The 24,442-nt window shown below is 55.6% G+C and carries 20 protein-coding genes; 15 read left to right on the top strand and 5 right to left on the bottom strand.

All coding sequences use genetic code 11. The annotated features are described in order from the left end of the window. Positions 1 to 4 precede the first annotated feature (4 nt). The 3 genes from LA5095_RS29420 (at position 5) to LA5095_RS29410 (ending at position 5,140) form a co-directional block, all read left to right on the top strand. Positions 5 to 1,033 carry a LacI family DNA-binding transcriptional regulator gene (locus LA5095_RS29420; RefSeq protein WP_055391530.1) on the top strand — a complete coding sequence of 343 codons (1,029 nt, stop codon included), beginning with the start codon at positions 5 to 7 and terminating at the stop codon, positions 1,031 to 1,033. A gap of 397 nt (positions 1,034 to 1,430) precedes the next feature. Then, positions 1,431 to 2,234 carry a PstS family phosphate ABC transporter substrate-binding protein gene (locus LA5095_RS29415; protein WP_055391576.1) on the top strand — a complete coding sequence of 268 codons (804 nt, stop codon included), beginning with the start codon at positions 1,431 to 1,433 and terminating at the stop codon, positions 2,232 to 2,234. Between the two features lie 14 nt (positions 2,235 to 2,248). Continuing rightward, positions 2,249 to 5,140: a bifunctional diguanylate cyclase/phosphodiesterase gene (locus LA5095_RS29410; RefSeq protein ID WP_055391529.1), complete on the top strand. Its 2,892-nt coding sequence runs from the start codon at positions 2,249 to 2,251 to the stop codon at positions 5,138 to 5,140. Positions 5,141 to 5,233: 93 nt separating this feature from the next. Here LA5095_RS29410 and LA5095_RS29405 read toward each other — a convergent pair whose 3' ends face one another. Next, entirely contained in the window at positions 5,234 to 6,250 is a 1,017-nt protein-coding gene (locus tag LA5095_RS29405; protein WP_055391528.1) for a 2Fe-2S iron-sulfur cluster-binding protein, read from the bottom strand. Positions 6,251 to 6,279: 29 nt separating this feature from the next. Continuing rightward, positions 6,280 to 8,067: an ethylbenzene dehydrogenase-related protein gene (locus tag LA5095_RS29400; protein ID WP_055391527.1), complete on the bottom strand. Its 1,788-nt coding sequence runs from the start codon at positions 8,065 to 8,067 to the stop codon at positions 6,280 to 6,282. Positions 8,068 to 8,761: 694 nt separating this feature from the next. On the opposite strand from LA5095_RS29400, the gene LA5095_RS29395 reads away from it, so the two are divergent. The 9 genes from LA5095_RS29395 (at position 8,762) to LA5095_RS29350 (ending at position 17,965) form a co-directional block, all read left to right on the top strand. Further along, positions 8,762 to 10,135 carry a V-type ATP synthase subunit B gene (locus tag LA5095_RS29395; protein ID WP_055391526.1) on the top strand — a complete coding sequence of 458 codons (1,374 nt, stop codon included), beginning with the start codon at positions 8,762 to 8,764 and terminating at the stop codon, positions 10,133 to 10,135. Next, positions 10,135 to 10,758 carry a V-type ATP synthase subunit D gene (locus tag LA5095_RS29390; protein WP_055391525.1) on the top strand — a complete coding sequence of 208 codons (624 nt, stop codon included), beginning with the start codon at positions 10,135 to 10,137 and terminating at the stop codon, positions 10,756 to 10,758. Before LA5095_RS29395 ends, LA5095_RS29390 begins: the two co-directional genes overlap by 1 nt. Further along, positions 10,755 to 12,548: a V-type ATP synthase subunit I gene (locus LA5095_RS29385; RefSeq protein WP_055391524.1), complete on the top strand. Its 1,794-nt coding sequence runs from the start codon at positions 10,755 to 10,757 to the stop codon at positions 12,546 to 12,548. Before LA5095_RS29390 ends, LA5095_RS29385 begins: the two co-directional genes overlap by 4 nt. After that, the gene (locus tag LA5095_RS29380) at positions 12,545 to 12,994 is read left to right on the top strand and encodes an ATP synthase subunit C (RefSeq protein WP_029063495.1); all 450 of its coding nucleotides are present in this window, start codon (positions 12,545 to 12,547) and stop codon (positions 12,992 to 12,994) included. Before LA5095_RS29385 ends, LA5095_RS29380 begins: the two co-directional genes overlap by 4 nt. A 28-nt stretch (positions 12,995 to 13,022) precedes the next feature. Further along, positions 13,023 to 13,724, top strand: coding sequence for a hypothetical protein (locus LA5095_RS29375; protein ID WP_055391523.1), 702 nt, complete (start codon positions 13,023 to 13,025; stop codon positions 13,722 to 13,724). A 2-nt stretch (positions 13,725 to 13,726) separates the two neighbouring features. Continuing rightward, positions 13,727 to 14,473: a hypothetical protein gene (locus tag LA5095_RS29370; RefSeq protein ID WP_055391522.1), complete on the top strand. Its 747-nt coding sequence runs from the start codon at positions 13,727 to 13,729 to the stop codon at positions 14,471 to 14,473. Continuing rightward, on the top strand, positions 14,470 to 16,308 hold the full coding sequence (locus LA5095_RS29365; RefSeq protein WP_055391521.1) for a V-type ATP synthase subunit A: 1,839 nt from the start codon (positions 14,470 to 14,472) through the stop codon (positions 16,306 to 16,308). Before LA5095_RS29370 ends, LA5095_RS29365 begins: the two co-directional genes overlap by 4 nt. A gap of 68 nt (positions 16,309 to 16,376) precedes the next feature. Next, on the top strand, positions 16,377 to 17,051 hold the full coding sequence (locus LA5095_RS29360) for a Crp/Fnr family transcriptional regulator (protein WP_055391520.1): 675 nt from the start codon (positions 16,377 to 16,379) through the stop codon (positions 17,049 to 17,051). Positions 17,052 to 17,572: 521 nt separating this feature from the next. Beyond that, the gene (locus LA5095_RS29350) at positions 17,573 to 17,965 is read left to right on the top strand and encodes a hypothetical protein (RefSeq protein WP_055391518.1); all 393 of its coding nucleotides are present in this window, start codon (positions 17,573 to 17,575) and stop codon (positions 17,963 to 17,965) included. A gap of 305 nt (positions 17,966 to 18,270) precedes the next feature. On the opposite strand, the gene LA5095_RS29345 is transcribed toward LA5095_RS29350, so the two are convergent. Continuing rightward, the gene (locus LA5095_RS29345; RefSeq protein WP_055391575.1) at positions 18,271 to 18,993 is read right to left on the bottom strand and encodes a cysteine hydrolase family protein; all 723 of its coding nucleotides are present in this window, start codon (positions 18,991 to 18,993) and stop codon (positions 18,271 to 18,273) included. Positions 18,994 to 19,433: 440 nt separating this feature from the next. On the opposite strand from LA5095_RS29345, the gene LA5095_RS29340 reads away from it, so the two are divergent. From LA5095_RS29340 to LA5095_RS29330, 3 genes are all read left to right on the top strand, one after another. Further along, a complete protein-coding gene (locus LA5095_RS29340) occupies positions 19,434 to 20,423 on the top strand; it encodes an ABC transporter substrate-binding protein (RefSeq protein ID WP_055391574.1) in 990 nt (329 codons plus the stop codon). Positions 20,424 to 20,547: 124 nt separating this feature from the next. Further along, positions 20,548 to 21,846 (top strand): SDR family oxidoreductase, encoded by a 1,299-nt coding sequence (locus tag LA5095_RS29335; protein ID WP_055391573.1) that lies wholly within the window; start codon positions 20,548 to 20,550, stop codon positions 21,844 to 21,846. After that, complete coding sequence (locus LA5095_RS29330) at positions 21,846 to 22,319, top strand: DUF2269 family protein (RefSeq protein WP_055391517.1); 474 nt, start codon at positions 21,846 to 21,848, stop codon at positions 22,317 to 22,319. The genes LA5095_RS29335 and LA5095_RS29330 overlap by 1 nt, the downstream gene beginning before the upstream one ends. A 124-nt stretch (positions 22,320 to 22,443) precedes the next feature. Here LA5095_RS29330 and LA5095_RS29325 read toward each other — a convergent pair whose 3' ends face one another. Together LA5095_RS29325 and LA5095_RS29320 are read right to left on the bottom strand one after the other, a co-directional pair. After that, positions 22,444 to 22,839 carry a hypothetical protein gene (locus tag LA5095_RS29325; RefSeq protein WP_055404504.1) on the bottom strand — a complete coding sequence of 132 codons (396 nt, stop codon included), beginning with the start codon at positions 22,837 to 22,839 and terminating at the stop codon, positions 22,444 to 22,446. Between the two features lie 40 nt (positions 22,840 to 22,879). Then, positions 22,880 to 24,391, bottom strand: coding sequence for a BCCT family transporter (locus tag LA5095_RS29320; RefSeq protein ID WP_055391515.1), 1,512 nt, complete (start codon positions 24,389 to 24,391; stop codon positions 22,880 to 22,882). Positions 24,392 to 24,442: the final 51 nt, after the last annotated feature.

The following is a 24,442-nucleotide window of genomic DNA, read 5'->3' as shown; positions in this document are numbered from 1 at the left end:
GGTCTTGGTACAGAAAAACGTACGCATTCGCGATGTTGCAAGACAGGCAGGTGTATCAACAGCGACGGTGAGTCGGGCGTTGACGACTCCGGATCTTTTGGCAGAAGCAACGCGCGAAAATGTTTTTGCCGCGATACGGGCAACGGGCTACCGGGTCAACAAGGCGGCGCGAACCTTGAGAACCCGTCAGGCCGGGGCGGTACTTGTACTGGTCCCAAATCTTGGGAATCCGTTCTTTTCCCGCATCCTGGCCGGCATCAGCGCGCGATTGGGAGATCACGAAACGTCTGTTCTGATCGCAGATACAATGGATCGTGTGGCCACCGGCAAGTCCCTGGTCGACTATTTTCTCGATTCCCAGATCGACGGAATGATCTGTCTGGATGGAGGATTGCCGGAAAACGACCTGCAGCAGTTTCGGGACAACGGCCTTGCCGACAGGATCGTATTTGCCTGTGAATGGGTACAAAACACCGATTTGCCCTCGGTTCGAAGCGATAATATCCAGGGCGCCCGACTGGCGGTTCGCCACCTTTACGAGCTTGGGCATCGGAAGATTGCTCACGTAACCGGCCCGCTCGACAACGTTCTGACACATGCAAGACGAGAGGGAATGCTGATCGAGCGGGGAAGGCTGGAGCTTCCGGCGCGTGATGAATGGATTATCCGCGGCGACTTCTCGCTGGAATCCGGACGCGAGGCCGCAGAAGAAATCATCCGAATGGAAAACCGGCCCACCGCCGTGTTCTGTGCGTCGGATCAGGTCGCCTTCGGACTGATGTCCACTCTGACAGCCAGGGGGCTCAGGGTTCCGGAAGACATATCTGTCATAGGTTTCGATGACATCGAGCTTTCCGACTTCTACGTTCCATCCCTGACGACCATCCGTCAGGACCGGCACGCCCTCGGCACCAGGGCGGCATCGCTGCTTCTGGAGTGTATCGATCCCCAATCTACAGCGGATGGTCACAGGAAAACCCCGGTTATTGTCGATGTTGAACTCATCGTTCGTCACAGCACTGCAATGGCATGAACGGATTGGCCCTTGGGATGGAGCAGCCTCCGGTTGCGGCAAGTCAGGAAAAAGGAACGACGGACGGGTGGAATAGGCCCCGTTAGCTGAAACCCGAGCCGTTTGGAAGTGTTCCCCGGCTTGTGCAGTCAGTCCACAAGGAGAAACTCTCGGTCGATCGGCACATTGTCAAATTTTGCCCTGTTGAAGTTGATTGCAATTTGCAGCACCCGATAGGAAATTATTACCGATGGGCAATATTTTACATTATTAAGTTGTGATGCAGTTGTATTGGGCTTCGTATTTATTGCATTCACTAATTATGACAACATGTTAATTGTAAAATTTATCGGTACTTTAGTTTTTAATTAACTTGAAGAAGGCACTCTGATCGACAAAATAACCATGGGTGGTCGAAATGCGGATATTTGCGCTGAGCTTGGCGTTGTCGCTAAGCTTCATGGTCTTTCAAATTGAAAAAGTCGAAGCGGATTCCGGACTGAACGTCGTTGGAACCGGAGATGGCCTTGAAATGCTTCGGGAAATTGGCGAAGGCTTTTCTTCGCAGCATCCCGACATCGAACTTTCAATTCCCCCCAGCATCGGATCGGGTGGCGGTATCGCCGCCGTGAGTTCAGGTGCGGAGAGGCTGGGACGGGTTGCCCGTCCGCTCAAGGAAAGCGAAGTCGAGTTTGGTCTGGTTTACTTGCCGATTGCAAAAATACCGAGTGCCATATTCGCGCATCCTTCGACCGGCATCATGGCCTTGTCGAGCGAAGATCTCGTGAAAGTGTATTCTGGCAAGATCAGGAATTGGTCCGAACTCGGCGGTGCTGACTTGCGCGTCAAGCTCGTGAGGCGTGAAGACGCCGACAGTACATTGCAGGTATTGCGCGCTTCCATGCCTGGCTGGAATGATCTGGAATTCTCGCCGCGATCAAAGACGGCTGTCACGACACAGGACGCGATCAATACCGCCAGAAGCGTCGAGGGCGCAATCGCCTTTGGTCCCTATTCTCGGACATTGGAAGAAGGATTGTCCGTTCTGAAAATCGACGGCAATCATCCGACTGACGACAACTATCCGAGCGCGGTGACCCTGGCGTTGATCTACAAGGACGGAACGATGGACTCACAGATGGAGGCCTTCGTCGACTACAGCCATTCGGACAAGGCTCGCGAACTGATCGAAAATTTCGGTGGTGTTCCGACAACCAACTAGTGCTCTGAGCAAACATGATACGTCACTCGTCACTCCTCTGGAACTATACATATGGCGCTGTTTTCACAGCGCTATGTGCGTTTGCAGGTTTGATCGGGCTTGTCGCGTATCAGTTGGAAGACAGCATGGCCCGGCAGCAAACGGAGCTATTGAAGCTGTCACAATCCCGACTGCTCGAAACCCTGACCGCGGATGTGAAGCTTGCCGGAAAAAGGCTCGAGCTTCTCTTTGAAGACAGGCTTCGCCGCGTCAGTGCAATTGCCGCGGACCCCAATATCGTCAAGGCGATAGAATCGCGGAACAATGTTGCCATGTCCGAGTTGCTCGGGCCGTTGGCAGAGTTGGATGATATCGATGGCATTGTGGTTCTGGATGAAGAGGGCAGGGTCATCGGAGCATCGTCCTACGAGGCCGATCTGGTTGCTCTCGGAGCCGGGATATCCAACTACAGCTTCATTGAGGACATCTCCCGGTCCCTGTATGAAAGTATTCCCGGCGAAGTCATCACTTTTTCAAGCGTTCTGCCAGAGACAGAATCGCAGGTTTTTGTTCCTGAAAAGAATGTGAATGCGGTTTCGCAGGTGATTTTTGTCCCGGTCTTCGACGAATTCGGATACGTGGTCGGCGGATTGCTGGCTCAACGCTGGCTTCGTGAAGAAGAACCGATGCTTGCGGGACTGACCGATATCAATTCGTTCGGTTTGGCAATCGTCTATGATGGCAAGATTATCTCCAGAGCCAGTTTCGACGGACCGCTTTCTGCAATCGAGGTCTCTCCCGAAACACCAAATATCACGCTGAACGGCAGCCACGTGATCAAGTGCGGAATGCCGATCACACCGGTCACGATCTGCGCCTTGTTGCCGATTGAGCAGTTGACGGAGACACAGAACGAACTCACCAAAATTGGCGTGGAAGAAGAAACCAAGCTTCTGAAGCGGCTGTTTCTGTTCGGTCTTCTTGCCCTTGTCGCTTTTGCAGGTGTTGCCTTTCTCCTGTCGCGCCAGATCACGCGCCCTTTGACCACGATCACCAGGGTCCTGTCGGGAATTGCCGCCGGTGACTTTGAAAACAGGGTGGTCGGCACGGAACGTCTCGACGAGGTTGGAGACATTGCCAGATCCGTTGTATCGCTTCAAAGGTCGGTCAAGGAACGCGATGCGCTACGTGTCAGGGTTCATGAGAAAAACACGATATTGAAGTCTCAGGAAGCCAAGCTCCGCGAGCAGAATGTCCTGTTCGACGCTGCGTTGAACAACATGTCGCACGGGCTGTGCATGTTCGACGCCAAAGGCAAGCTGATTGTTTCGAACCAACGATACAACGAGCTGTTCGAGCTGGATCAGGACGCGGTGAAACCGGGAATGACCGCAGCAGAAATTGCAGCGGTTCTCAAGGTTGACGTTGTTGAAACCGATGTGCCGGTAGGCGTGGAAATGAAATTTCCGCTGATGCGTTCGAAGGCTGGTCCGCAAAGCACGGAAATGGTTCGTATCGAATCCGGCAGGATCGTCCTGACGACCAGGCAACCGCTTTGCGATGGCGGCTGGGTCGCGATCTCGGAAGACATTACCGAGCGGCAGGAAGCGCGCGACAGGCTGGCATTCCTTGCGCGCCATGACATGCTGACGCAATTGCCCAACAGGATAGAATTCAGGGATCAGCTCGAGGCCTTGCTGAAACGGCAAAAATCTCAAGGTGGTGAATTCGCAATTCTGTGCCTGGATCTGGATGAATTCAAAACGGTCAACGACTCGCTCGGTCATCCGATTGGCGACGAATTGTTGCGCCAGGTTGCCGATCGCCTGAAGGACCTGATCAGTGAGCGGGAATTGGTTGTCCGTCTGGGAGGCGACGAGTTTGCTATCCTGTCCGATCTGCCGGCTGACCTCTACGCGGTTGACGAACTCGCACAATCCGTCATCTGGGAATTGTCCAAGCCATTCAAGATTGCGGATCATGAGATCGTTATCGGTGTCAGCATCGGAATTTCCGTTTCCAAGGGCAATGACGTTGTAGGTGACGAACTGTTCAAGCAGGCCGACCTTGCGCTCTACCAGGCAAAAGAGGACGGACGCAACACCCACCGGTTCTTTGAAACGGACATGGGAACAGCTGTCAGCGAACGCAGGGAACTGATCACCGATCTGAGGCACGCGATCGCAAATTCGGAACTGGAACTCTATTTTCAGCCGCAATATTCGCTCGAAACCAATGCCGTGACAGGGTTTGAGGCGCTCGTACGCTGGAACCACCCGAAACGCGGCATGGTGCCGCCAATGGAATTCATACCTCTTGCGGAAGACACCGGTCTGATCGTTCCGCTGGGAGAATGGGTCCTGAACGAAGCCTGCCGGCGGGCGGCGAGTTGGCCCGAGCATCTTCGCATTGCGGTCAATCTGTCACCGCGCCAGTTGCGGGGTCACGGCTTCGGACCGGTGCTGATTGGAGCACTTGCCAGATCCGAACTCCGGGCCGACCGGCTGGAACTCGAAGTCACCGAGAGCGTTCTTCTCATCGAGTCCGACGATATTCTGGATGCGCTGCACCAGGCCAAAGCGCTCGGTGTCAAGGTGTCCATGGACGATTTCGGGACCGGATATTCGTCGCTGAGTTACCTGCGCCGCTTCCCCTTCGACAAGATCAAGATCGATCAGTCATTTGTCCGTTCGATGGCCTATTCGGACGAGTCGGTTTCGATCGTCAAGGCGGTCATTGATCTGGCCAAGAACCTGGACATGACGACGACCGCCGAAGGTGTGGAAACCGAGTTGCTTCTGGAGATGTTGAAGGATATCGGATGCACGGACGCCCAGGGATATTTCCTCGGTCATCCGATGCCGGTTTCCCAGATGGACGATTTGCTTTTCGAATGTCAGGGACCGATAACTGCCGCAGCGCAGTAACCGCGCCCGGACAAGTTCAACCGGAACATCGCGTACCAGTTTTCAGCTGACAGGGATTCTCCTGCCAGCTTGCGACAAAGAATCCGAAAGAGATCAGCTGGCGGCGGCCGTTGCAAACGGCGTTCTCGCTTTGCGCAGCAGGGCCGACGCAAGCATTTTCAGCCCGCTGCTTTCCTCCGCGACAAAAAACGGATCTGCGTAGAAGGTCGCGCCTGCCTGCCGTGCGACCTCCCGTGTTGCTTCCACGTGAGACGGGGCGCCTGCCGAATAGATGACGTGGTCTTCTGTCAGCTCGCCGAGCAGTTCACAAGGCCTGGCCGTCAAGATGGTCTCGTCATCGCCATCACTTGCGGTCAGCGTCACGGACACGCCACGGTTCCGCAGCCAGCGTATGGCGTCACGCATGTAAAGGCCGTCCTTGGTTCTGGCGCCGACGACAAGCCTGATGTCTCGCTCCGGCTGACCGAGAATCGCCGCGACCGCGATCGCCCATATCGGGGCAAACCCTGTTCCGGTCGATGTCAGGACGATTGGCTCGGGCTGTCTGCGCAGGAAGCCGTTTCCGAACGGCCCGCGCAGTTTGACGCTGTGGCCCTTGGCGATTTCAGAACCGAGCTTCGAGGAGACGACGCTGTTCGGATAGACCTTGATGTGAAAGACGATCACATCCTGTTCCGCATCGAGATTGAGCGGTGTTGTCGGACTGTAGTCTCTTGCCGGAAAACCGGAAAAGGTTGCACGCAGATATTGTCCCGGCAACCAGGTAACGGGTTTGACGGTTCTCACACGAACCTCGAGATAGTCATCCTTGATTTTCTGGATGCTCTCGACAGTTCCCTTGATGGTTTTGACGATCGGCACGGGGTCGTAGGAGATTTCGGCATCTCCTTCCAGTACCGCCAGGCACCCGAGTACGGTATTCTTCTCGTCGGTTCCCAGGGAATCGACCTGCCCGTCGAGCACGCGCACACGGCAGGTTTCGCATTGGCCCGAACAACAATCATGCGGCAGGACCAGCCTTCCTCCAAGGCCTGCGTCAATCAGTGTGTCCCCGACATTTGCCTTGATCTTTTTTCCGTTGATCGTGACGGTACAGGTGCTCTTCGACATTGGGTTTGTCCGTACTGGCCTTGGCTGTATCAGTTGAAAGTCAAGCGCACTGGGCGCGAGTGTCGCGTGTGGCGTGTTTGATTGTGATCGAAAACGGACAGCCAGACATAAAGACCGTCTTCCATGGGAAGATCCTGGTGGTTGCCGGTGTCCATGTCGCGAATGACCTCAAGAGTCCAATAGCCGTCCTGCCATTTGGCACCGCCGTTCAGGTCCGCGCGGCTGCCAAGATATTCTCCCGTGATAAGGACACCCGGAATAACCGTTCCGACCGGAATGTCCGCGTCCTTCTCTGCTGAATACGGGACGCTTTCGGCATCGAACATCCACCATTGCGATCCGGCATCATCGGTTGCCTCGACAGACATGTCGAGATTGCCCATCAGGGCAGCCGTTCTCACATGGTCGGCAGGAAGACGCAAAACGTCCACGGTGCCCTCATAGTCTGATCCCGGTTGTTTCTTGTAATTGTAGACGTAGAACGACTTGCCTTCGTCCGCGGCATAGCCGGCACTGTAGCGCTTCTTGCCGGCTGCCTGCGCTTCATTAGGCTCAAGCGGTGTTCCGAACCACATGTCGTCAACCTTGCCCAGCATGCCGCCGCGGGCGGCTTTCCATTGCCAGACGTCCATCAGGCTGCCGTCGGTTGTGTAATGCAGTCCGCGGCCGTGGAGTGCCGCTGGCTTGTCGCCGAGGGGTTTTGGTCCCATGTGTGTGGAATCGCCGCCGCCGAACGCGTCGGTCCTGGAAAAGGCGACGGAAAACTTGTCCTCGTAATACGCCGTTTCGTCGGAGATGTCGGCCCGGTTGTTGAGCATGCGCCACCCCTCTTCCGTCTTGATGATGGGATGCCGCTTCAAGGACCGGTTGCCGTCCTCCCAGCGGAATGCAAACGCAATCTTGTCGCCGACCTGGGCTGCACGGACCTCAACCGTGGACTCGCCTGTACCGTTCAAGTTGGAACCTTGATGGGTTCGCACAAAAACGGGCCGTGCTCCTTGCCAGGTCGCGTCGTCAAGCACACCATCCAGTTTGGGGAGAACCGATGCCTGGGAAACGAATAGATCACTTCGCGTACCGAAATCGAGAGCAACGGCACCGGCGATGACCACGCCGCCGAGGGCTGCCGACTTCAACAGCGGATAGCGGCTCATGCCCGGAAACTGACGCAGCGACTGCGGCCTAAACAGGCGAAGCAATTGAGCGACACCGCCATAGAAGTAGTGCAGCCCGACATGCGCAACGATGTAGGTCAGCACAGTAAGTGCCGAGACGTAGTGAACAGTGACCCAAAGGCCGCCATGACCAAGAAAAAGCAGGACCCCCGTCACAGAAAGAACAACAATCGCGGCGAACAGGATCCAGTAGGCGATGACGTTGATGGCCGCGATCCGCAATTTGTTGCTGGCCGGCAGCGACAGCACGACGATTTTCTTGGATGAAATGCGGCGTTTCAGCCGCGCGGCAGACATATAGGCGGCATAGGCAAAAATGAGTGCCAGTACGAAGACCGCGGACACGTAGTGCCATGTCCAGATTTCACCTTGCGGCAGGATAGGTTCGAAAAGTTTGGCAAACCAGGATCCCTCTGCATCCGAAGACAGTCTGAGCCCTGTAACCAGGCTGGTGACGATTGCAATCACCAGTGTCCAGTGGAGAAGGATTGTTCCAAGGTCGCTCCGAACGGGCGCCTTCGGCGCGTCGGGTGATCCCGATGCTCTCCTGGAGCTGTTATGTCTGGAGCCCGGCGTAGTGCGGTCTTGCGAGTTCGGTGGAGGAGTGAGTTCAAGGGTGTGATCTGTCACTTGGTCCGTCAAGTTTCTCTCCACGCGTAGCGATTCAACGAAACAAAATCAGATTCTGATTCGTGCGCGAAATATTAACAGGGTTTAAATTTTCTAAGTTAAAAAAACATGATTTCATCGCAAAAATAAATAAAAAAATGAACAAATGTCAAAATATGTAAGTGTGAGTAAATTAATGAATTCATTGTGCCTGCGCAAAATTCACTAGCATGCGAATATAACTGTTAATTGTACAGCGGGTTGTGAAGCTGGTTTGGCTTTTTTGTTGTTCATTTTAACATGGACTCTTTTATGCGTGTCTCATTTCCGGCTGCGCTCGTAACTAATAACAATATGACCAGTTTAACCTGTCCGGGACTGCCACGGTGGATTCTGTATTTCCTGTGTCGCAGACACGGCACTGCCGAACTGGTTCGCGAAGCCGCTCGGAACGCAATGAGATATGTCCGGCCTGGAGATCCTTTCTGCCCGGTTCAATAAAGTCCCGTCACGTTTTTAAGATTTTGCAGGAAATGATTCAGGTCATATGCGCGTAACAATTTCCCTTTTAACATCGCTGCTGTTGAAATTGGCGTAGCGGCGAACTCATCGTTCAGGTTGTGTCAGGTGGATCAACCCGCATAAGATAAAGTGCGTGTGAACAGGCGGCGCCGTGCTGCATGCCTGGCACATGCGTCGTTCACGTCTTATTCCCAAGGGGGCAACAATGCTCGTCTCCCATACCCGTATCGTCGATATTGTCGGTGACATCATCCGAATTCAGGTGTCGGCGTCGAAATCGGAGTCCGAAGGGCGGCCATGCCTGGGGGATCTCGCACTGGTTGACGCCGGGAACGGAACCACATCTCTGGCGCAAGTCATCAACATTGATGACGACATGGTTTCGCTTCAGGTGAACTCCGGCACGAAGGGGCTGGCAAACAATGCATCTGTGAGATTTTTGGGCGAACCGGCCAAGGTAACCTACTCCGACAATATTCTTGGCCGCGTTTTCGACGGTGCAGGACACCCGATAGATCAAGGTCCCGATCTGGGAAGTGACCCGACCGTTCCGATCGGCGGACCGTCGGCCAATCCCATGAAACGCGTTCTGGCCTCTCGCATGATCCGGACCGACGTGCCCATGATCGACATCTTCAACTGCCTGGTGGAGAGCCAGAAGATCCCGATTTTTTCGGTTTCCGGTGAGCCCTACAATCCTTTTCTGGCCCGGATTGGTATCCAGGCGGATGCAGATATCGTGGTTTTTGGCGGTCTCGGACTGATATTCGACGACTATGCATTTTTCCGGAAACAATTCGAGGACGCAGGCGTCTTCCCGCGAACCGTGATGTTTATCAATCAGGCATCCGACCCGGTTGTCGAACGCCTGCAAGTGCCCGACATGGCCCTGGCGGTTGCCGAAAAATTTGCTGTTGAAGAGGGCAAGCGCGTTCTTGTGCTCATGACCGACATGACCGCATTTGCGGATGCCATGAAGGAGGTCTCCATCGCCATGGAGCGCGTCCCGGCGAACCGTGGGTATCCCGGCGACCTCTATTCCCAACTGGCGCGCCGTTATGAAAAGGCATGCGACTTCAAGGGCTCGGGCTCGGTAACCATTCTGACGGTCACGACCATGCCCGGAAATGACGTAACGCATCCGGTGCCGGACAACACCGGTTACATCACCGAAGGTCAGTTTTATCTGCACAGCGGTGTCCTTGACCCGTTCGGTTCGCTCTCGCGACTGAAGCAGCATGTCATCGGCAAGGTCACGCGTGAGGACCACAACCAGATCATGAACACCATGATACGCTTTTACTCCGGCGCTCGCGACGCGGAACAAAAGCAGTCGATGGCCTTTGAACTGTCCGGTTACGACAGGCAACTCCTCAAGTTTGGTGCCTTGTTCCGCGAGCGTTTCATGGACATCGAAGTGTCAAAACCGCTTGAAGAGGCTCTCGATCTTTGCTGGCAGACGCTTGCGGAGTGTTTCGAGCCCGCGCAACTCTTGATGAAACAGGGACTGATCGACAAGTACTATCCAAAGAAACAGACACCGCCGGGGGAAAACAGTAGCGGGGAGGCTGCCGCCTGATGGCAAAGCTTGCACTCAACAAGTCCTCACTCGCACGGGAAAGCACGCAGCTTGCGGAATATCGGCGATTTCTGCCGTCTCTCGAGCTGAAACGGCTTCAGATAACAGCGGAGCGGGCCAAGGCAAAGGAAACCCTGGCGCGGCTTGAGCAACACTATGAGCAGCGTTTTGCCGATCTTGCGGCAGCCCTGCCTATGTTGGCGAACAAGCACGTTCCGCTTGAGGGACTGGTACGGTTGAAAGGTGTCGAGCGGTCGGAGCAAAATCTTTCCGGCACTGTTTTGCCGGTTCTTGGTGAAATCGATGTTGAAGTTGAGCCGTATTCCCTGCTTGCGCGTCCCCATTGGGTCGATCCGTATGTCGATGGCATGCGCGAATTGCTGCGACTGAACCTCAAGCGCGATGTGGCGCGAGAACGTATCGACAAGCTGATTGAAGCCGAGGCCGTGATATCGCGGCGTGTCAATCTGTTCGAGAAGGTCCTGATCCCGCGCGCTGAGCGGAACATAAAGAAAATACGGATGGCGCTTGCCGACGCGGAGCGTGACGCTGTTGTGCGTGCCAAGATTTCCAAGCGTAAGACGGCTGCTCGCAGTGCCGAGGAAAGGATGGCCCGCATATGACCATCGTTCCGCTCGTAAAGGTCAGTCTTGTCGGAATTCTGAATGACAAGGAAAAGGTGCTTGAGGCTGCCCAATCCTTCGGAGTTTTTCATCTTGTACCGCTTGCCTCGGCACAAAAGGATCTGGAAGCCGTTCCGCCCGGACTGGGACGCGAGGCCGTCGAGGCGTTGCGCTGGCTGGTGGACTGTGCCACCCAACGCCGCCCGGTGACCGTTCCTGACGAGTTCGATCTTGAAAAAGTTGTCGATGCCACACTGAAAAACAGGAAGGCGTTGAAGGAATGCCGGGACCGGCTCGCCCAACTGGACAATCGAATCCAGGATGTTGAGCCCTGGGGTGAATTCAGTTTCTCCGAATTGGCGGAAGTCGGTGACAATAGACTGTGGTTCTATGTTGTCCCCGCAGGGAAGCTGAAGCTGATCGACCCTTCAGACAAGATCATCGAGATTGTGCATCAGGACAAGTACCGCAGCTATATCGTACTCCTGTCACCCGAAGAGCCGCCTGTGAATTCCATGCCCGTTCCACGGGTTCATTTTGGTGCCTTGTCACTCTCCGAACTCAGACGGCGATCCGAGCAGTCGGCAATAGAACTCGAAGAGCTGGAGTTGGAGCGCCAGTCCCTGACGAAATGGCGCTATGTCCTGGCACAGAACCTGGCTGCCGCGCGCGACAGATCCGCGCGCAACCGCGCAGCGCTGGAAACCGCGGACAAAGAGCGGGTTTTTGTACTTCAGGCCTGGGCCAGACGGGATCTGGTCAACGAGATCCGGGACCTTGCCACCGACCTCGGTATCGCCGCCGTGTTCGACGAGATTACGGACAAGGACAAACCGCCGACACTCCTGGAAAACACACATGCAATGGAAGGTGGCGAAAACCTGGTGGAATTCTATCAGACGCCCGGTTACCGGGATTGGGATCCGTCTGCCATCGTCTACGTGTCCTTCATCGTCTTTTTCGGCATGATCATGACGGACGCGGGTTACGGTTTGCTGCTTCTGCTGGTCCTGTTCCTGTTTCGCAAGCGTTTCGCCGGATCTGAGCTTGGCAAACGCATGTTGCGAATGTCGACCTGGCTGATGATTTCGACCGCAGCCTTCGGTGTGGCCACCGGCAGCTACTTCGGTGTCACACCACCTGAAGGAAGCTTTCTGGCGCATCTGAAGATACTTGATCTCAAGGATGTGCAGACAATGATGAAAATCACGCTGACGATTGGCGTGGTCCACATTGTTCTCGCCAATCTCATGCGGGCTGTCCACGAGAAGACACCAAGCGGCAGGTTCCAGCCGGTCGGCTGGTCGTTTGTTGCACTCGGAGGGCTGTCGACATTCCTGGGTCAGGGTACCTTTTTTGCATCTGTCGGTCCGGCGTGTGTTGTTGCCGGCCTGCTTGTCGTCGGTTTTTTCGGCAGTGACCGGAAGGTCGATTCCGTCAAGGCCGGCGGACTTCGGATTTTCGACGGCTTCACGGCGCTGGCCAGGATCGTCAACATCTTTTCCGATGTCCTGAGTTACATGCGTCTGTTTGCGCTGGGACTAGCCGCGGCATCGCTTGCAGAAACCATCAATTCGCTTTCCGGACAGCTCAACCAGTCTGTTCCCGGTATCGGAATTCTGATTGCCATTCTCGTTCTGGCAATCGGGCACGCCATAAATATCGGGCTCGGTCTGATTGCAGGTTGCGTCCATGGATTGCGGCTGAACGTTATTGAATTTTTCAATTGGGGTTTGAAAGACGAGGGCACGCCCTTCCGTCCGTTCAAGAAAGAGGAGACACGCCTGTGAACGAATTCGTTGTGGCTCTCGGTTGGTTTGGGCTTTACGCACCGGTTGCTCTGGGTGCGATCGGCAGCGCATGGGGCTGTGCGCTGGGTGGCAGTGCCGCGATTGGCGCCATGCTCGACAGTGAAGGCGGCTACGGTCGCTTTATCGGTGTTTCGCTCATGCCGTCCTCGCAGGTGATCTACGGCATCGTGATCATGTTCTCGCTTCAGCAATCGAGTATTGACGCCGCCAATGGCGCAGCGCTCTTCGGTATTGGCGTACTGTCCGGCTTCACGATGCTCTTTACCGGCATCCGTCAGGGCGAGGTTCTTGCTTCCGCTATTCATGCATCCAAGGCCAAGCCGGAGATTTTCGGCATTTCGCTGGCCCCGGCCGCGGTGCTCGAGGGTTTTTCCGTGTTCGCGTTGGTTTTCGCGCTGGTTCTTGCCGGCTCGATCCCGAGTTAGAGCCCAATTGACGGAAACGGAGGCAGTTATGTCCAAGAACAGTGGCTCGACAGATCTGGAAAATGCAGCCGGCGCCGGGGTCCAGGCCCTGATTGACCGGCTGAAGTCCGAGGGCGTATCGGCGGGCCAGTCGGAAGGCGACGAAATCCTTGCCAAGGCAAAGACCAGGGCAGAGGCCATCGTCTCGGAGGCGCAGAAAAAAGCAGACGCATTGCTGGCCGAGTCGAGGGCTGAAGCAGCCAGGGAGAAGGCCGCGACGGAGGACGGGCTGAAGGTCGCTGCAAGGGATCTGGTGCTCAGTCTGCGAAACGAACTTGGTGACCGGATACAACAGGAGGCCGGGCGCCTTGTGGGCACCACGCTCGGAGATGAGCAGTTCCTGCAAAAACTCATTCTGGCGATGGCCGGCAACGCGAAGGAAAATGCTTCGGTGAGCAACACCGAACCAATGGAAATTGTGCTTCCGGAAAAGGTCGTCACCTTCGAGGAACTGAAACAGTCTCCCGAAGCGGTAGAACCGGGAACGCTGACGCATTTCGTGATTGCCCTGGCGGGCGAGGCGCTGCGCGGCGGTGTAACCTTTTCAACCGCACCGGGGTTCGCCGGAATCAAGGTGAAGCTGACCGACAGGGACGTTTCCATCGATCTGACCGAAGAAGCCGTCGCGACTTTGCTCAAACGCCACCTGCAGCCACGCCTGCGGGCCGTGATGGAAGGGGTCCTCAGGTAGCCATGTCGCAACCGCACCAATATATCGCACTTGTCACCAGTCTTCCCGATCTGGGCAAATTGTTCACGCGCAAAAGCGTGCCGATCTCCGAGTTCCGGTTGAAGCAGCGCATGTCGATGTTGGAAGCGGAGCACACAGGGCTCTTGCAGGAACTGGTGGAAATCACTGCCTGGGCAGGCGTCGCCAAATACGACCAGGACCTTGAGGTGATCCGTCGCGCAAACCAGGTGGTCAATGATTTGAAGGACTATCCGGATCTGCAGCATCTTGTAGGAACGCGCATGGAAACCCGCACCCTGATCGCGGCTCTTCGCCGGAGGCGCGACGGCCAGGAAACAGCCGGTGACATTGCTTCCTGGGGCTACGGTCGCTGGTGCGGCCGGATCAAGGCCAACTGGAGCGATCCCGCGTTTGGCCTCGGGCATTTCATGCCGTGGATCTCGGATGCGCATCGCTTCCTGCAGGCGGGCGATCACATCGGCATGGAACGTTTGACCCTGACCCAGGTTTTTCGTCAACTGGACCACTTCGGCGCGCTGCACGAGTTCGATTTCGAAGCCGTCGCGATCTACGTATTGCGCTGGGTTATTGTCGAACGTTGGTCACGTTACAACGAAGACGACGCAAGGGACCGACTTGCGACCCTTGTTGAGGCAGCGCTGGGCAACGGTTCTCCATCCGGCATCGACCCTGCCGTCACAGAATTTCCGACAGACAACTCATTCGCGTTTGAGGGAGCCACCTCGTGACCAGCCATGTTCAGCTTCCCGAACCGACTGCCGAGATCATTGCAGTCCAGGATGACCTCGTCACGCTTGCTCCGCTCGAGAACGCGCCGTTGATCAAGAACGAAGTCGTCTACATCATTCCGCACGGGCCGGAGCGGGAGGGAAAACCACGCGAATATCTGAAGGCCGAGGTGCTCCGAGTGCGCGGCAAGTCGGCCGAAGCGCAGGTCTTCGAAAGCACCGCCGGTGTGAGGGTCGGTGACAAGGTAATCCAGAGCGGTGAAATGCTGTCCGTCGCGCTCGGACCGGGATTGCTCAGCACGGTGTTCGATGGATTGCAGAACCCGCTTGCGGACATTGCGGCAGAGCACGGATTTTTCCTGCCAAGAGGTGTTCTGACCAACGCGCTGGACCAGAAGCGGAAATGGGCCTTTGAACCCAAGGTCAAGGCCGGCGATCCCGTGATGGCGGGCGATACACTCGGGACGGTCCCCGAGGGCCGTTTCGAGCACAAGGTGATGGCGCCGTTCACCCTGACCGGCAGTTGGTCGGTTGAACGGGTGCGCGAAGGAACGTTCACAATCAACGAGGTCGTCATCACGCTCAGGAACGACAGGGACGAGACACGTGATCTGACCATGGTACAGCACTGGCCGGTTCGCCGGGCCATACCGGAGGGCCTTGTCAGGTCCGGGCAGAGCGAACGGCTTTATCCGCGCGAACCTCTCATCACCACACTACGTCTGATCGATACGTTCTTTCCGATTGCGCGCGGCGGGATGGGTTGCATCCCGGGACCGTTCGGTGCCGGCAAGACCGTTCTGCAGTCGCTGATTTCCCGCTTTTCGGCGGTGAACATCGTGATCGTGGTCGCTTGCGGCGAACGTGCCGGGGAAGTGGTTGAGACCATCACGGAATTTCCGCATCAGCCGGACCCGTCAGGTGACGGCACGTTGATGGACCGCACGGTGATCATCTGCAACACGTCTTCCATGCCTGTGGCCGCCCGGGAAGCGTCGATCTACACCGGGATTACACTCGGCGAATATTACCGTCAGATGGGGTATGACGTGCTTCTGATTGCCGACAGCACGTCGCGTTGGGCGCAGGCAATGCGTGAAACGTCCGGCCGTCTTGAAGAGATCCCGGGAGAAGAGGCATTCCCGGCTTATCTCGACTCTGCCATCAAGGGAATTTATGAGCGCGCGGGTGTCCTGAAGACCGCAACCGGTGACACCGGCAGTCTCACGATGATCGGAACGGTTTCACCCGCGGGCGGCAACTTTGAGGAACCTGTCACCCAGTCCACGCTTGGCACCGTCAAGACCTTCCTTGGTCTGTCGTCCGAGCGCGCCTACAAGCGGTTTTATCCGGCGGTCGACCCCTTGCTGTCCTGGTCCAGATACCAAGGCCAACTCGGAGATTGGTACCGGGAAAACATCGGCCCGGACTGGGTGCCGCGTGTTGAGGAGATGATCGAATTGTTGCGCAAGGGCGACGAGATCACCCGAATGATGCAGGTCACCGGGGAGGAGGGCATATCGACCGAGGATTTCGTGCTTCAGCAAAAAGCGCTGTTCCTGGACATGGTCTATCTGCAGCAGGATGCCTTCGACGACGTCGACGTTTCCGCTCCACTGACACGCCAGCAGGAAACCTTCGACCTCGTCTACAGGATCGCGACGACCGAATTCGCCTTCGGGGACAAGGATGCCGTCCGGACGTTCTTCACCGAACAGACATCAACGTTCAAGAACCTCAACTACTCGGCGGACGGGAGCAATGAACGCAAGGACCTGTTGGAGAAGATCAACCGGAACCTGCATGCTGCGCCGACTCGCATGAATCAGGCTTGATTTCCTGATTTGCGAGGTGAAGGGGAGCGAGCGTCAGGTCCCCGAAAACCTGACTGATTGTTACTCACATGGACAATGACATCGAAAAAATCATACCGTTTGCGAGCGGCATGCAGCCGGAAACGCTGACCTATCTGAAAAACAACATTTCAAAAGCCGTCGTTGCGCCAGGTAATGACATCCTGCATCCGGGTGACGCCGTCAACGGTGTCTATCTGGTAAAGTCGGGCAGCATCCGCGTCTATTACATTGATCCGGAAGGCCGCGAGGGGACGCTGTACTGGATAGAGCCTGGAGAAAGCTGCGTTCTTGCCCTGAACAGCCTGTTTTCAGAGATGCCCTATCCCGCCTGGGCTGCTGCGGATACGCAGGGCGCGGAGTTTCTCACCTTGTCAGGCGCGGTTTTCAGGGAACTCTTTGCGAGGGACCAGGCTGTTCAGAGGTTTCTGTTCGAGCAACTCTCCGGACGGGTCTTTTCCCTCTTGAGCAGCCTTGAGCAGACCATGAGGCTGCCACAGGAAGACCGGTTGATCCTGTTGTTGTTGGCCCGGTCGGACGAAACCGGAGTTGTATGCCTGTCGCAAGAGCGGCTTGCCCGTGACCTCGGTACACTGCGTGAAGTTGTTTCCAGGTTGTTGCGCAACCTCGCGGTTCAGAACCTGATATCGCTTGCGCCCAAACGGATCACGATTCTGGACAAAGACCGCTTGAAGGCCTTGATCCGGGCGACAGAAGCAGACTGACGAACATGTTCTACTAAAAAGAAACTTTTTGTATCAATCTATGATGTGCAACGGGCGGATTGCCCGTGGTCATAGCAATCAGTAATTAGTGCAGCGTGCCCAAGGCTTTGTCCGCATTCTGTTGTGCCTTCGTGCTTCTCCTTTGCCGGGCAGCTTCCGCCTTGCGGGCTTTCCGGTTCAGCTTCAATTCACTTGATGCGGAGTTGTTCTGAAGACCAATCGGGTTGTTCCGGGGCATATCGTCGAACTGCTGGACGGAGAGCGGCTGAACCGGCCCGCTATCCATAGTCACTGGCGCAGGCATTTGAGGATGGACAACCACCAAAACCCCGTACTTTCTTCACACGCCAAAGTTGGTAGTCATCCATTTTCGTATTGAAGGGCGTGCACAGCTTTGTGGATGATCGCTTCATGAAGCGTAAACTGGTGGATTCCGCCGTCTTCATCGCGGTATCTTTGTTTTTGCAAATCGGCGAAATTCGAATCTATTGTGTTCGTTTGCTTATTGGATCTAAGTTTAGATGAGAATTAAGTACTTGGTATGTCCGATTGTTGCTTTGATTTTCGCACTTTTTTCATTGATTATTCTATTTCCCGCTGAATACATAGAAAAAACTGAAGGTAAATTCAATTTGGAATCGGTAGATAGATTGGCGTTCTATGTAGCGAAGTATTATACATTGAATGATTTTAGGTATAGCTGTGGAAGTGAATACTATTTTGGATTTTTTTTATCGTTCAGCAAAGGTGTTCTGGGTGTGCCAGAAGAAAAATTATCAAATCAATTGGAAAAAGGTGGTAGATTGGCATACTTTATAGCTTCAAGCTATCATTTCGATTCCAGTTTTTTGGCTCCCAATCACGAAGTCGAAGAATTTAACAAGATGTTGCTCACTAAATGTTCAGCAGAGTAGGTTTCAGAAACACAGCCAATAGCAAACGGTTGCAACATGCAGATAGCGGACAGGAAATTGGCTGCATTTCTGTCGTAGCCGCTATCGCCCTGTGTGCCGGTCCGCAAAAGCGACCACATCCCCCGAAAACTGCTCATCGCTGAGCAAGAAATACCCATCAGGCATCACAAACTCCTGTTCAGGAGCTTCAATCAAAATTCATATGAATTGCATAATCATTTCATGGATCGGAAGCCTGATTGGGTAAGGCGTCGTATTTATGAAAAACGCCAGTGAGCCCGTCCATCTCTCTGGCGCTGGGTGTTCTAGTTTTGAAGGGCCATGGCGGCTTCCTTCGTTGTCAGAACACCGTTGGCGATCATGCCATAATTGACCAGTGCGGCATTGTATGCCTCGCTGCCGGGTGCTCCGACAGCATCCTTGACGACATAGACCTTGAAGCCGTTTTCCATCAGCGCACGCATGTGTGAATCGACACATAAATTGGCCACGAGCCCACCGAGAATCACCGTATTGATCCCGCGTGCCCGCAGCTGATAGATCAGGTCGTTGCTTTCCGGCCCATACATCTTGTGAGGCGCGACAACGATGGTCTCACCGTCGTGAATGTACTGCTTGAATGGTTCGAAAAAGTCGGCTCCGGACCCTTCGAATCCTTCCGGACCGTCGAGCGAATCCCGGTAAAGCGCCTTCATGTCCAGCAATTGGCGTTGTAAGGCACCGGCGTTCGACCAGTCGATGTCGATTTTTGTGTAGACCAGCGGGTCGACTGCCAATGCAACGCCTTGCGACTTTGCCGTCTTCATCAGCGTTTCGATATTCTCGATCGTGCCGAGTTCGGCCAGGTTTTCGGCGACAAGCCCGTAAAGCTTGCCTTCAGGCGACAGAAAGTCATTTTGCGGATCAGTGATTACGATCGCAGTCTGCGTTTTGTCGAAGGTCGGCAGGCTATTTGGCGCTGCCGAGGCCACGGTCGTGGCAAGTGCCAGCGGCAGGCTGGCAGCAAGGGATAGGAATAGCGTTTTCATTTCTACAACTCTCTGATTTGTTTCGATATCCACCGGCGACATGTTGGCTGAAGTCGCCCGCGGCACAGTCGGTTGTAAAAACGTGCGGCAAGGCGCACTGGAACAATTGTTCCACGGTGTTGGTAAGCTACGTATGTGGAGACAATTGACTGCGGCAAAGCGCGCAAAAAGGCAATTTTGATGCACAATGAGCAACCAAATGGCCCGTGATCAAAAAATAACCTTGACCGGTGATGCAGCACCTTTCTAGATTTTCTTGACCATTTGGTCAGCGCGTGGACACTCAGAAGGCAGAATGCCCGGTGTCCATATGGAGATCAATGTGCTGCGTCCCATTGAAACGGTTGCGAATCGCATGATGATTGGGTCTGCAGCGAACAAAAAAACCAGAGAAGGACCCCGCTGATCGAGTCGGGTCCATAACCAGTAGGGGAATGGCAATGAAGACACTTAAAAGTCTTGCACTTGTATCTGTGATGGGAGCGGGTCTGATTTCCGGAGCAGCCCAGGCTGCCGATGAACTGACACTTCAGCTGAAATGGGTCACACAGGGCCAGTTTGCCGGTTACTACGTCGCAAAGGACAAGGGTTTTTACGAAGAAGAAGATCTTGATGTGACGATCAAGCCGGGTGGACCTGACATTGCACCTCCACAGGTGATTGCTGGCGGCGGTGCCGACGTGATCATCGACTGGATGCCGTCTGCCCTGGCATCACGCGAAAAGGGCGTGCCGCTTGTCAACATCGCGCAGCCGTTCAAGAAGTCCGGCATGATGCTGACCTGCCGCAAGGACACCGGTATTTCGTCGCCGGAAGACTTCAAGGGCAAGACGCTTGGTGTCTGGTTCTTCGGAAACGAGTATCCTTTCCTGTCCTGGATGAGCCAGCTCGGGATTCCGACTGACGGAAGCGACGGTGGTGTCACGGTTCTGAAACAGGGCTTCAACGTTGACCCGATTCTGCAAAAGCAGGCCGACTGCATTTCCACGATGACCTACAACGAATACTGGCAGGTCATTGATGCGGGGATCCCCGCTGACGAACTGGTCGTCTTCAAGTATGAAGACCAGGGTGTCGCGACACTGGAAGACGGACTTTATGTCCTCGATGAAAGCCTGAACGATCCTGCGATGGTCGACAAGCTTGCCCGGTTCGTGCGTGCGTCGATGAAGGGATGGGCCTACGCCGCCGAAAATCCGGAAGAAGCTGCTGAAATCGTTCTGGAAAACGACGCGACAGGCGCCCAGACCGAAAAACATCAGGTCCGGATGGTCGGGGAAATCGTCAAGCTGGTTGACGGATCTGACGGCAAGCTCGACATGAGTGCCTATGACCGTACCGTGAAGTCGCTGCTGGCCGGTGGCTCCGACCCGGTCATCACGAAGGAACCGGAAGGTGCAACGTCGACAGCCGTGACCGACAAGCTCTGACCCTGGGTCGGGCATGAAGCAATGCGTGAAAAGGCCGCCCGATGAGGCGGCCTTTTTTGTGTTTTACTAGACGGGTGTTCGAATTCGGGACATGGCCGCGAACTGAACTGCCAGGGCATTGCTGATGACAAAGAAAGCCGTCGTTCTTGGAGCCTATGGGTTCATTGGTGCTGCTTGCGTGCGTGCTTTGCAGCAGGAAGGATTTTCGGTATGCGGGGTCGGGCGTTCGCTCAGTACAGCACAAAAAATTCTCCCCGATCTCGTTTGGATAATCCGTGACATCGCCACGGCGACAGTGTGCGACTGGCAAGATATTTTTTCTGAAGCGGACATCGTTGTGAACGCATCGGGAGCGCTTCAGGACGGAACGCGTGACAATCTGACGGCGATCCACGAAACGGCGGTCGTCGCCATGTGCGAGGCGCTTGAGGGAACCAGGACGAAATTCATCCAGATTTCCGCAGCGGGCGTGTCGGATCAGGCGCCGACCGAGTTCTTTCGCAGCAAAGCCAGGGGCGATGCCAGGGTTATGTCCTCCCGGCTGGACTGGGTTGTCTTGCGGCCGGTACTGGTATTCGGGGCGCAAGCCTATGGGGGAACCGCCCTTTTGAGAGCTGCCGCTGCCTTTCCCCTGGTCGGGCCGAAGATTTACCCGGATGCGCAGGTCCAGACGATCCACGTAGATGACCTGGCAAAAGCTGTTGTGCAGGTGGCCCAGGGCGAACTTGGAGGCTGCTTTGTAGCTGAGCTTGCCGAGGAGGGGCGGCAATCATTTCCCGACTTGACCGCCAAATTGCGCGCCTGGCTTGGGTATCCCGCCTGGTCAACCCAGGTCGCAATCCCGGGATGGATGTTGACCTTGTCGGGACGGTGCGCGGACGCTCTCGGCTGGCTGGGCTGGCGCTCACCGCTCAGGACCAATGCGCTTTTATCGCTCGAATCCGGAATAACAGGCGATCCGGAAATCTGGAAAAGCTTGGGCGGAGTGTCGCTCAGGGCCCTCGGTGAATCACTGGCACAAATGCCCGCGACCGTGCAGGAACGCAGTTTCGCGCGGCTTTATCTGATGCTGCCGCTGGCGATCGGATGCCTGTCATTGTTCTGGCTCCTGTCAGGTGTTTTTGGATTGATTTCATTTAGTGCTGCCAAGGCCGTGCTTACCGGCCAGGGTATGTCCGGCGGATTTGCCGGGTCCGCGGTCCTCGGTGGATCGATGGCGGATCTGTTGCTCGGTGTCGCGGTTCTCTTCCGGCGCTGGACGAAAACTGCCTGTCTGGGAATGATTGCGGTTTCCGCAGGTTACCTTGCAGCCGGCACGTTGCTGACACCGCATCTTTGGGCCGATCCGTTGGGGGTGTTTGTCAAGGTTCTGCCATCAATGGTGCTCGCGCTCCTTGTCACGCTGGTTCTGGAGGATCGCTGATGTGGTACGAGCTCCTTCGATTTGCGCATGTGATCGGCGCTTGTGTTCTGTTGGGAACAGGGGCAGGCATCGCATTTTTCATGGTCATGTCAAACCGGACGCAAGATCCTGTCCTGATTGCGCATGTTGCAGGGATCGTCGTCCTGGCCGATACGGTCTTCACGGCAACCGCGGCTGTCTTTCAGCCGATAACGGGCTATCTGTTGACACGTGAAGTCGGCTGGCCGCTCCTGGAAGGGTGGGTCCTGGTTTCCCTTTGCCTTTACGTGATCGTCGGATTGTTCTGGCTTCCGGTGGTCTGGATCCAGATCAGACTGCGTCGGCTGGCGAAAAGTGCCGCACTTGCCGGCGAGGAGCTTCCGGCGGAATACCAGAGGCTCTACCGGATCTGGTTCGTCTGCGGTTTTCCGGCTTTCATTGCGGTCCTTGCCATCGTCTGGCTGATGCTGACGCGTCCCGATCTTCCCTTGTAGTAGGCTGGCAAGTCAGTTCGGCGACTTGCGCATCAGGATCCAGATCATCGCTCCGATGAAGGCGAAGGTCCCGATATTGAGCAGAGTATCAACCGGATCACCGATCAGCATGTTGCACCTTTCTCTATTTTAGAAGATAGCTTGGTTTAGGAGGCCATGACACTTTTGAGGGCTGGCCTGACGCAGACACGCCGAGTTCTGGGATCTGTTTCCACTCACCGTGAAACAGGTTGTTTTGATCAATAGAGCCTGCAATGAAGTACATTTTTCCTGTTGAAGCATTAAGGTCACGAGAACAGGAATGGCGCGCCCAGGCAACATTTAGAAACTGTCCATTCGTCACGCCCGACATGGACTTGATCACCTTAACTTTCAAGAACGGCTTCTCGTGAGTGACAGATTTCTCCTCAATGGAAACGAGCGCGATGACATCTTCATTGGCTGCGGCAGTTGGCAGATAGCTTAGAAAAGTCTGGGTTTCACTGCTTGCGATCCTGCACGCTTGCGCGGCAGACGGCATAGATATGCTCTGTATTAAAAGTACTATGAGAAAAAAGCCCTTAAATCGCATCACTGCCTTTCTTTCCCTTGCTGTCCTGCAGCAGTGCCTTGGTCAGGCAGGTCATCAGCAACACGGTAATAAATACAAACGGCAAGGCACCGAGCGCGATCAGTGTCTTGACCGCGTTCATCGAGCCCGACAGGATCATTGCAGCTCCCAGCATGCCCAGCAGGCCGCCCCAGATGACCCTGACCTTTGCGCTTGGGTCCGGGTTGCCGCCGGTGGAGAAAGTTCCGAGCACGAAGGCGGCGCTGACGACACTGGTGACGATAAACAGAAACGCCGCGGCAATCGTCGCGAGGGTCGTGAGCGTGGCGAACGGTAACCGGTCGAGCAATGCGAAGGTCATGCGCTCCACGTTGGTCTGTGTCAGGGCCAGAAGTTCGCCTTGACCGTTGATCGTTTCGTAGAGACCAACGCCACCGAATGCTCCAAACCAGATGGTCGAAAACAGCGTTGGGCCGATCAGCACGCCCAGGACAAACTCACGGATCGTGCGTCCTTTTGAAATCCGGGCGACAAACACGCCGACAAATGGCCCCCAGGCGATCCACCAGACCATATAGGTCAGCGTCCAGTCCCGGAACCACTGATTGGTTTCGTCACCGTAGAACGTAAAGGTCTGCAGGCCGCGCGGTATCACTTGCGAAATGTAGGTGCCGATCCCGCCGATGATGGAATTCAGCAGAAATTCCGATGGACCGAGGATGATGGTGTAGGCGACCAGAGCGATGGCAAGGGCCATCGCGATATTGGACAGCCGTGCCATCCCGCTGCCGAGGTCGACCAGCAGCGGTGGTATGTAGGCGGCAACCATGACAAGAAAGACGCCCCCGACCAGATAACCGGACGTTGTTTCACCACCGAACAGCACGGTAACGCCGTCGGCTACCTGAAACACGCCCATGGCGACGGAACCGCCAACGCCGATGGCAATGGCTGCAATCGCCATGAAATCGGAAAACCAGCCAACCATGCTGGCCCAGCGTTCACCCGGGAACAGGTTCTTGACTGGCGCACTGACCAGCATCGGCGTTCCACGCCGGAAACTGAAATAGGCGATTGTAAGTGCTGTTGTGCCGTAGATCGCCCAGGCATGAATGCCCCAGTTGAAATTGGCTGCAAGCAATGCCTGCTCCGCAGCGATAGGCGTCGGAATGTGCTCCTGGGCGACGTAAAAATGGGTGAGCGGTTCAGCAACGGCCCAGAAGAGGAGACCGACACCCATGCCCGCAGCAAAGAGCATGGCGATCCATGTGGGTGTTGAATACTCCGGACGGTCCGTGTCCGCACCAAGGCGGACGTCTCCGAACCGTGTCAATGTCAGGCCCAGGCAGAACAGCAGCATGATTGTGACCGACAACATCACGAACCAGCCGCGGCTGACGAAATACTGGTCGACAATTGTCTTTGCGATACTCTGCAAGCTGGCTGGATCGACCACACCCCAAATGCCGATGATCGCGCATAGGCCGATCGATGCTGCCAGAAGCAGACGGGAATCCTGCATGTGAGCCCACCTCGTGTCCGTGTCTGTTCACGCTAACGACATGGCAGGCCG

It is taken from the genome of Roseibium album (assembly GCF_001404515.1).
Classification (GTDB): domain Bacteria; phylum Pseudomonadota; class Alphaproteobacteria; order Rhizobiales; family Stappiaceae; genus Roseibium; species Roseibium album.
Note: the sequence above shows the minus strand (reverse complement) of the source record. Positions and strands in the feature narration are given on the sequence as shown.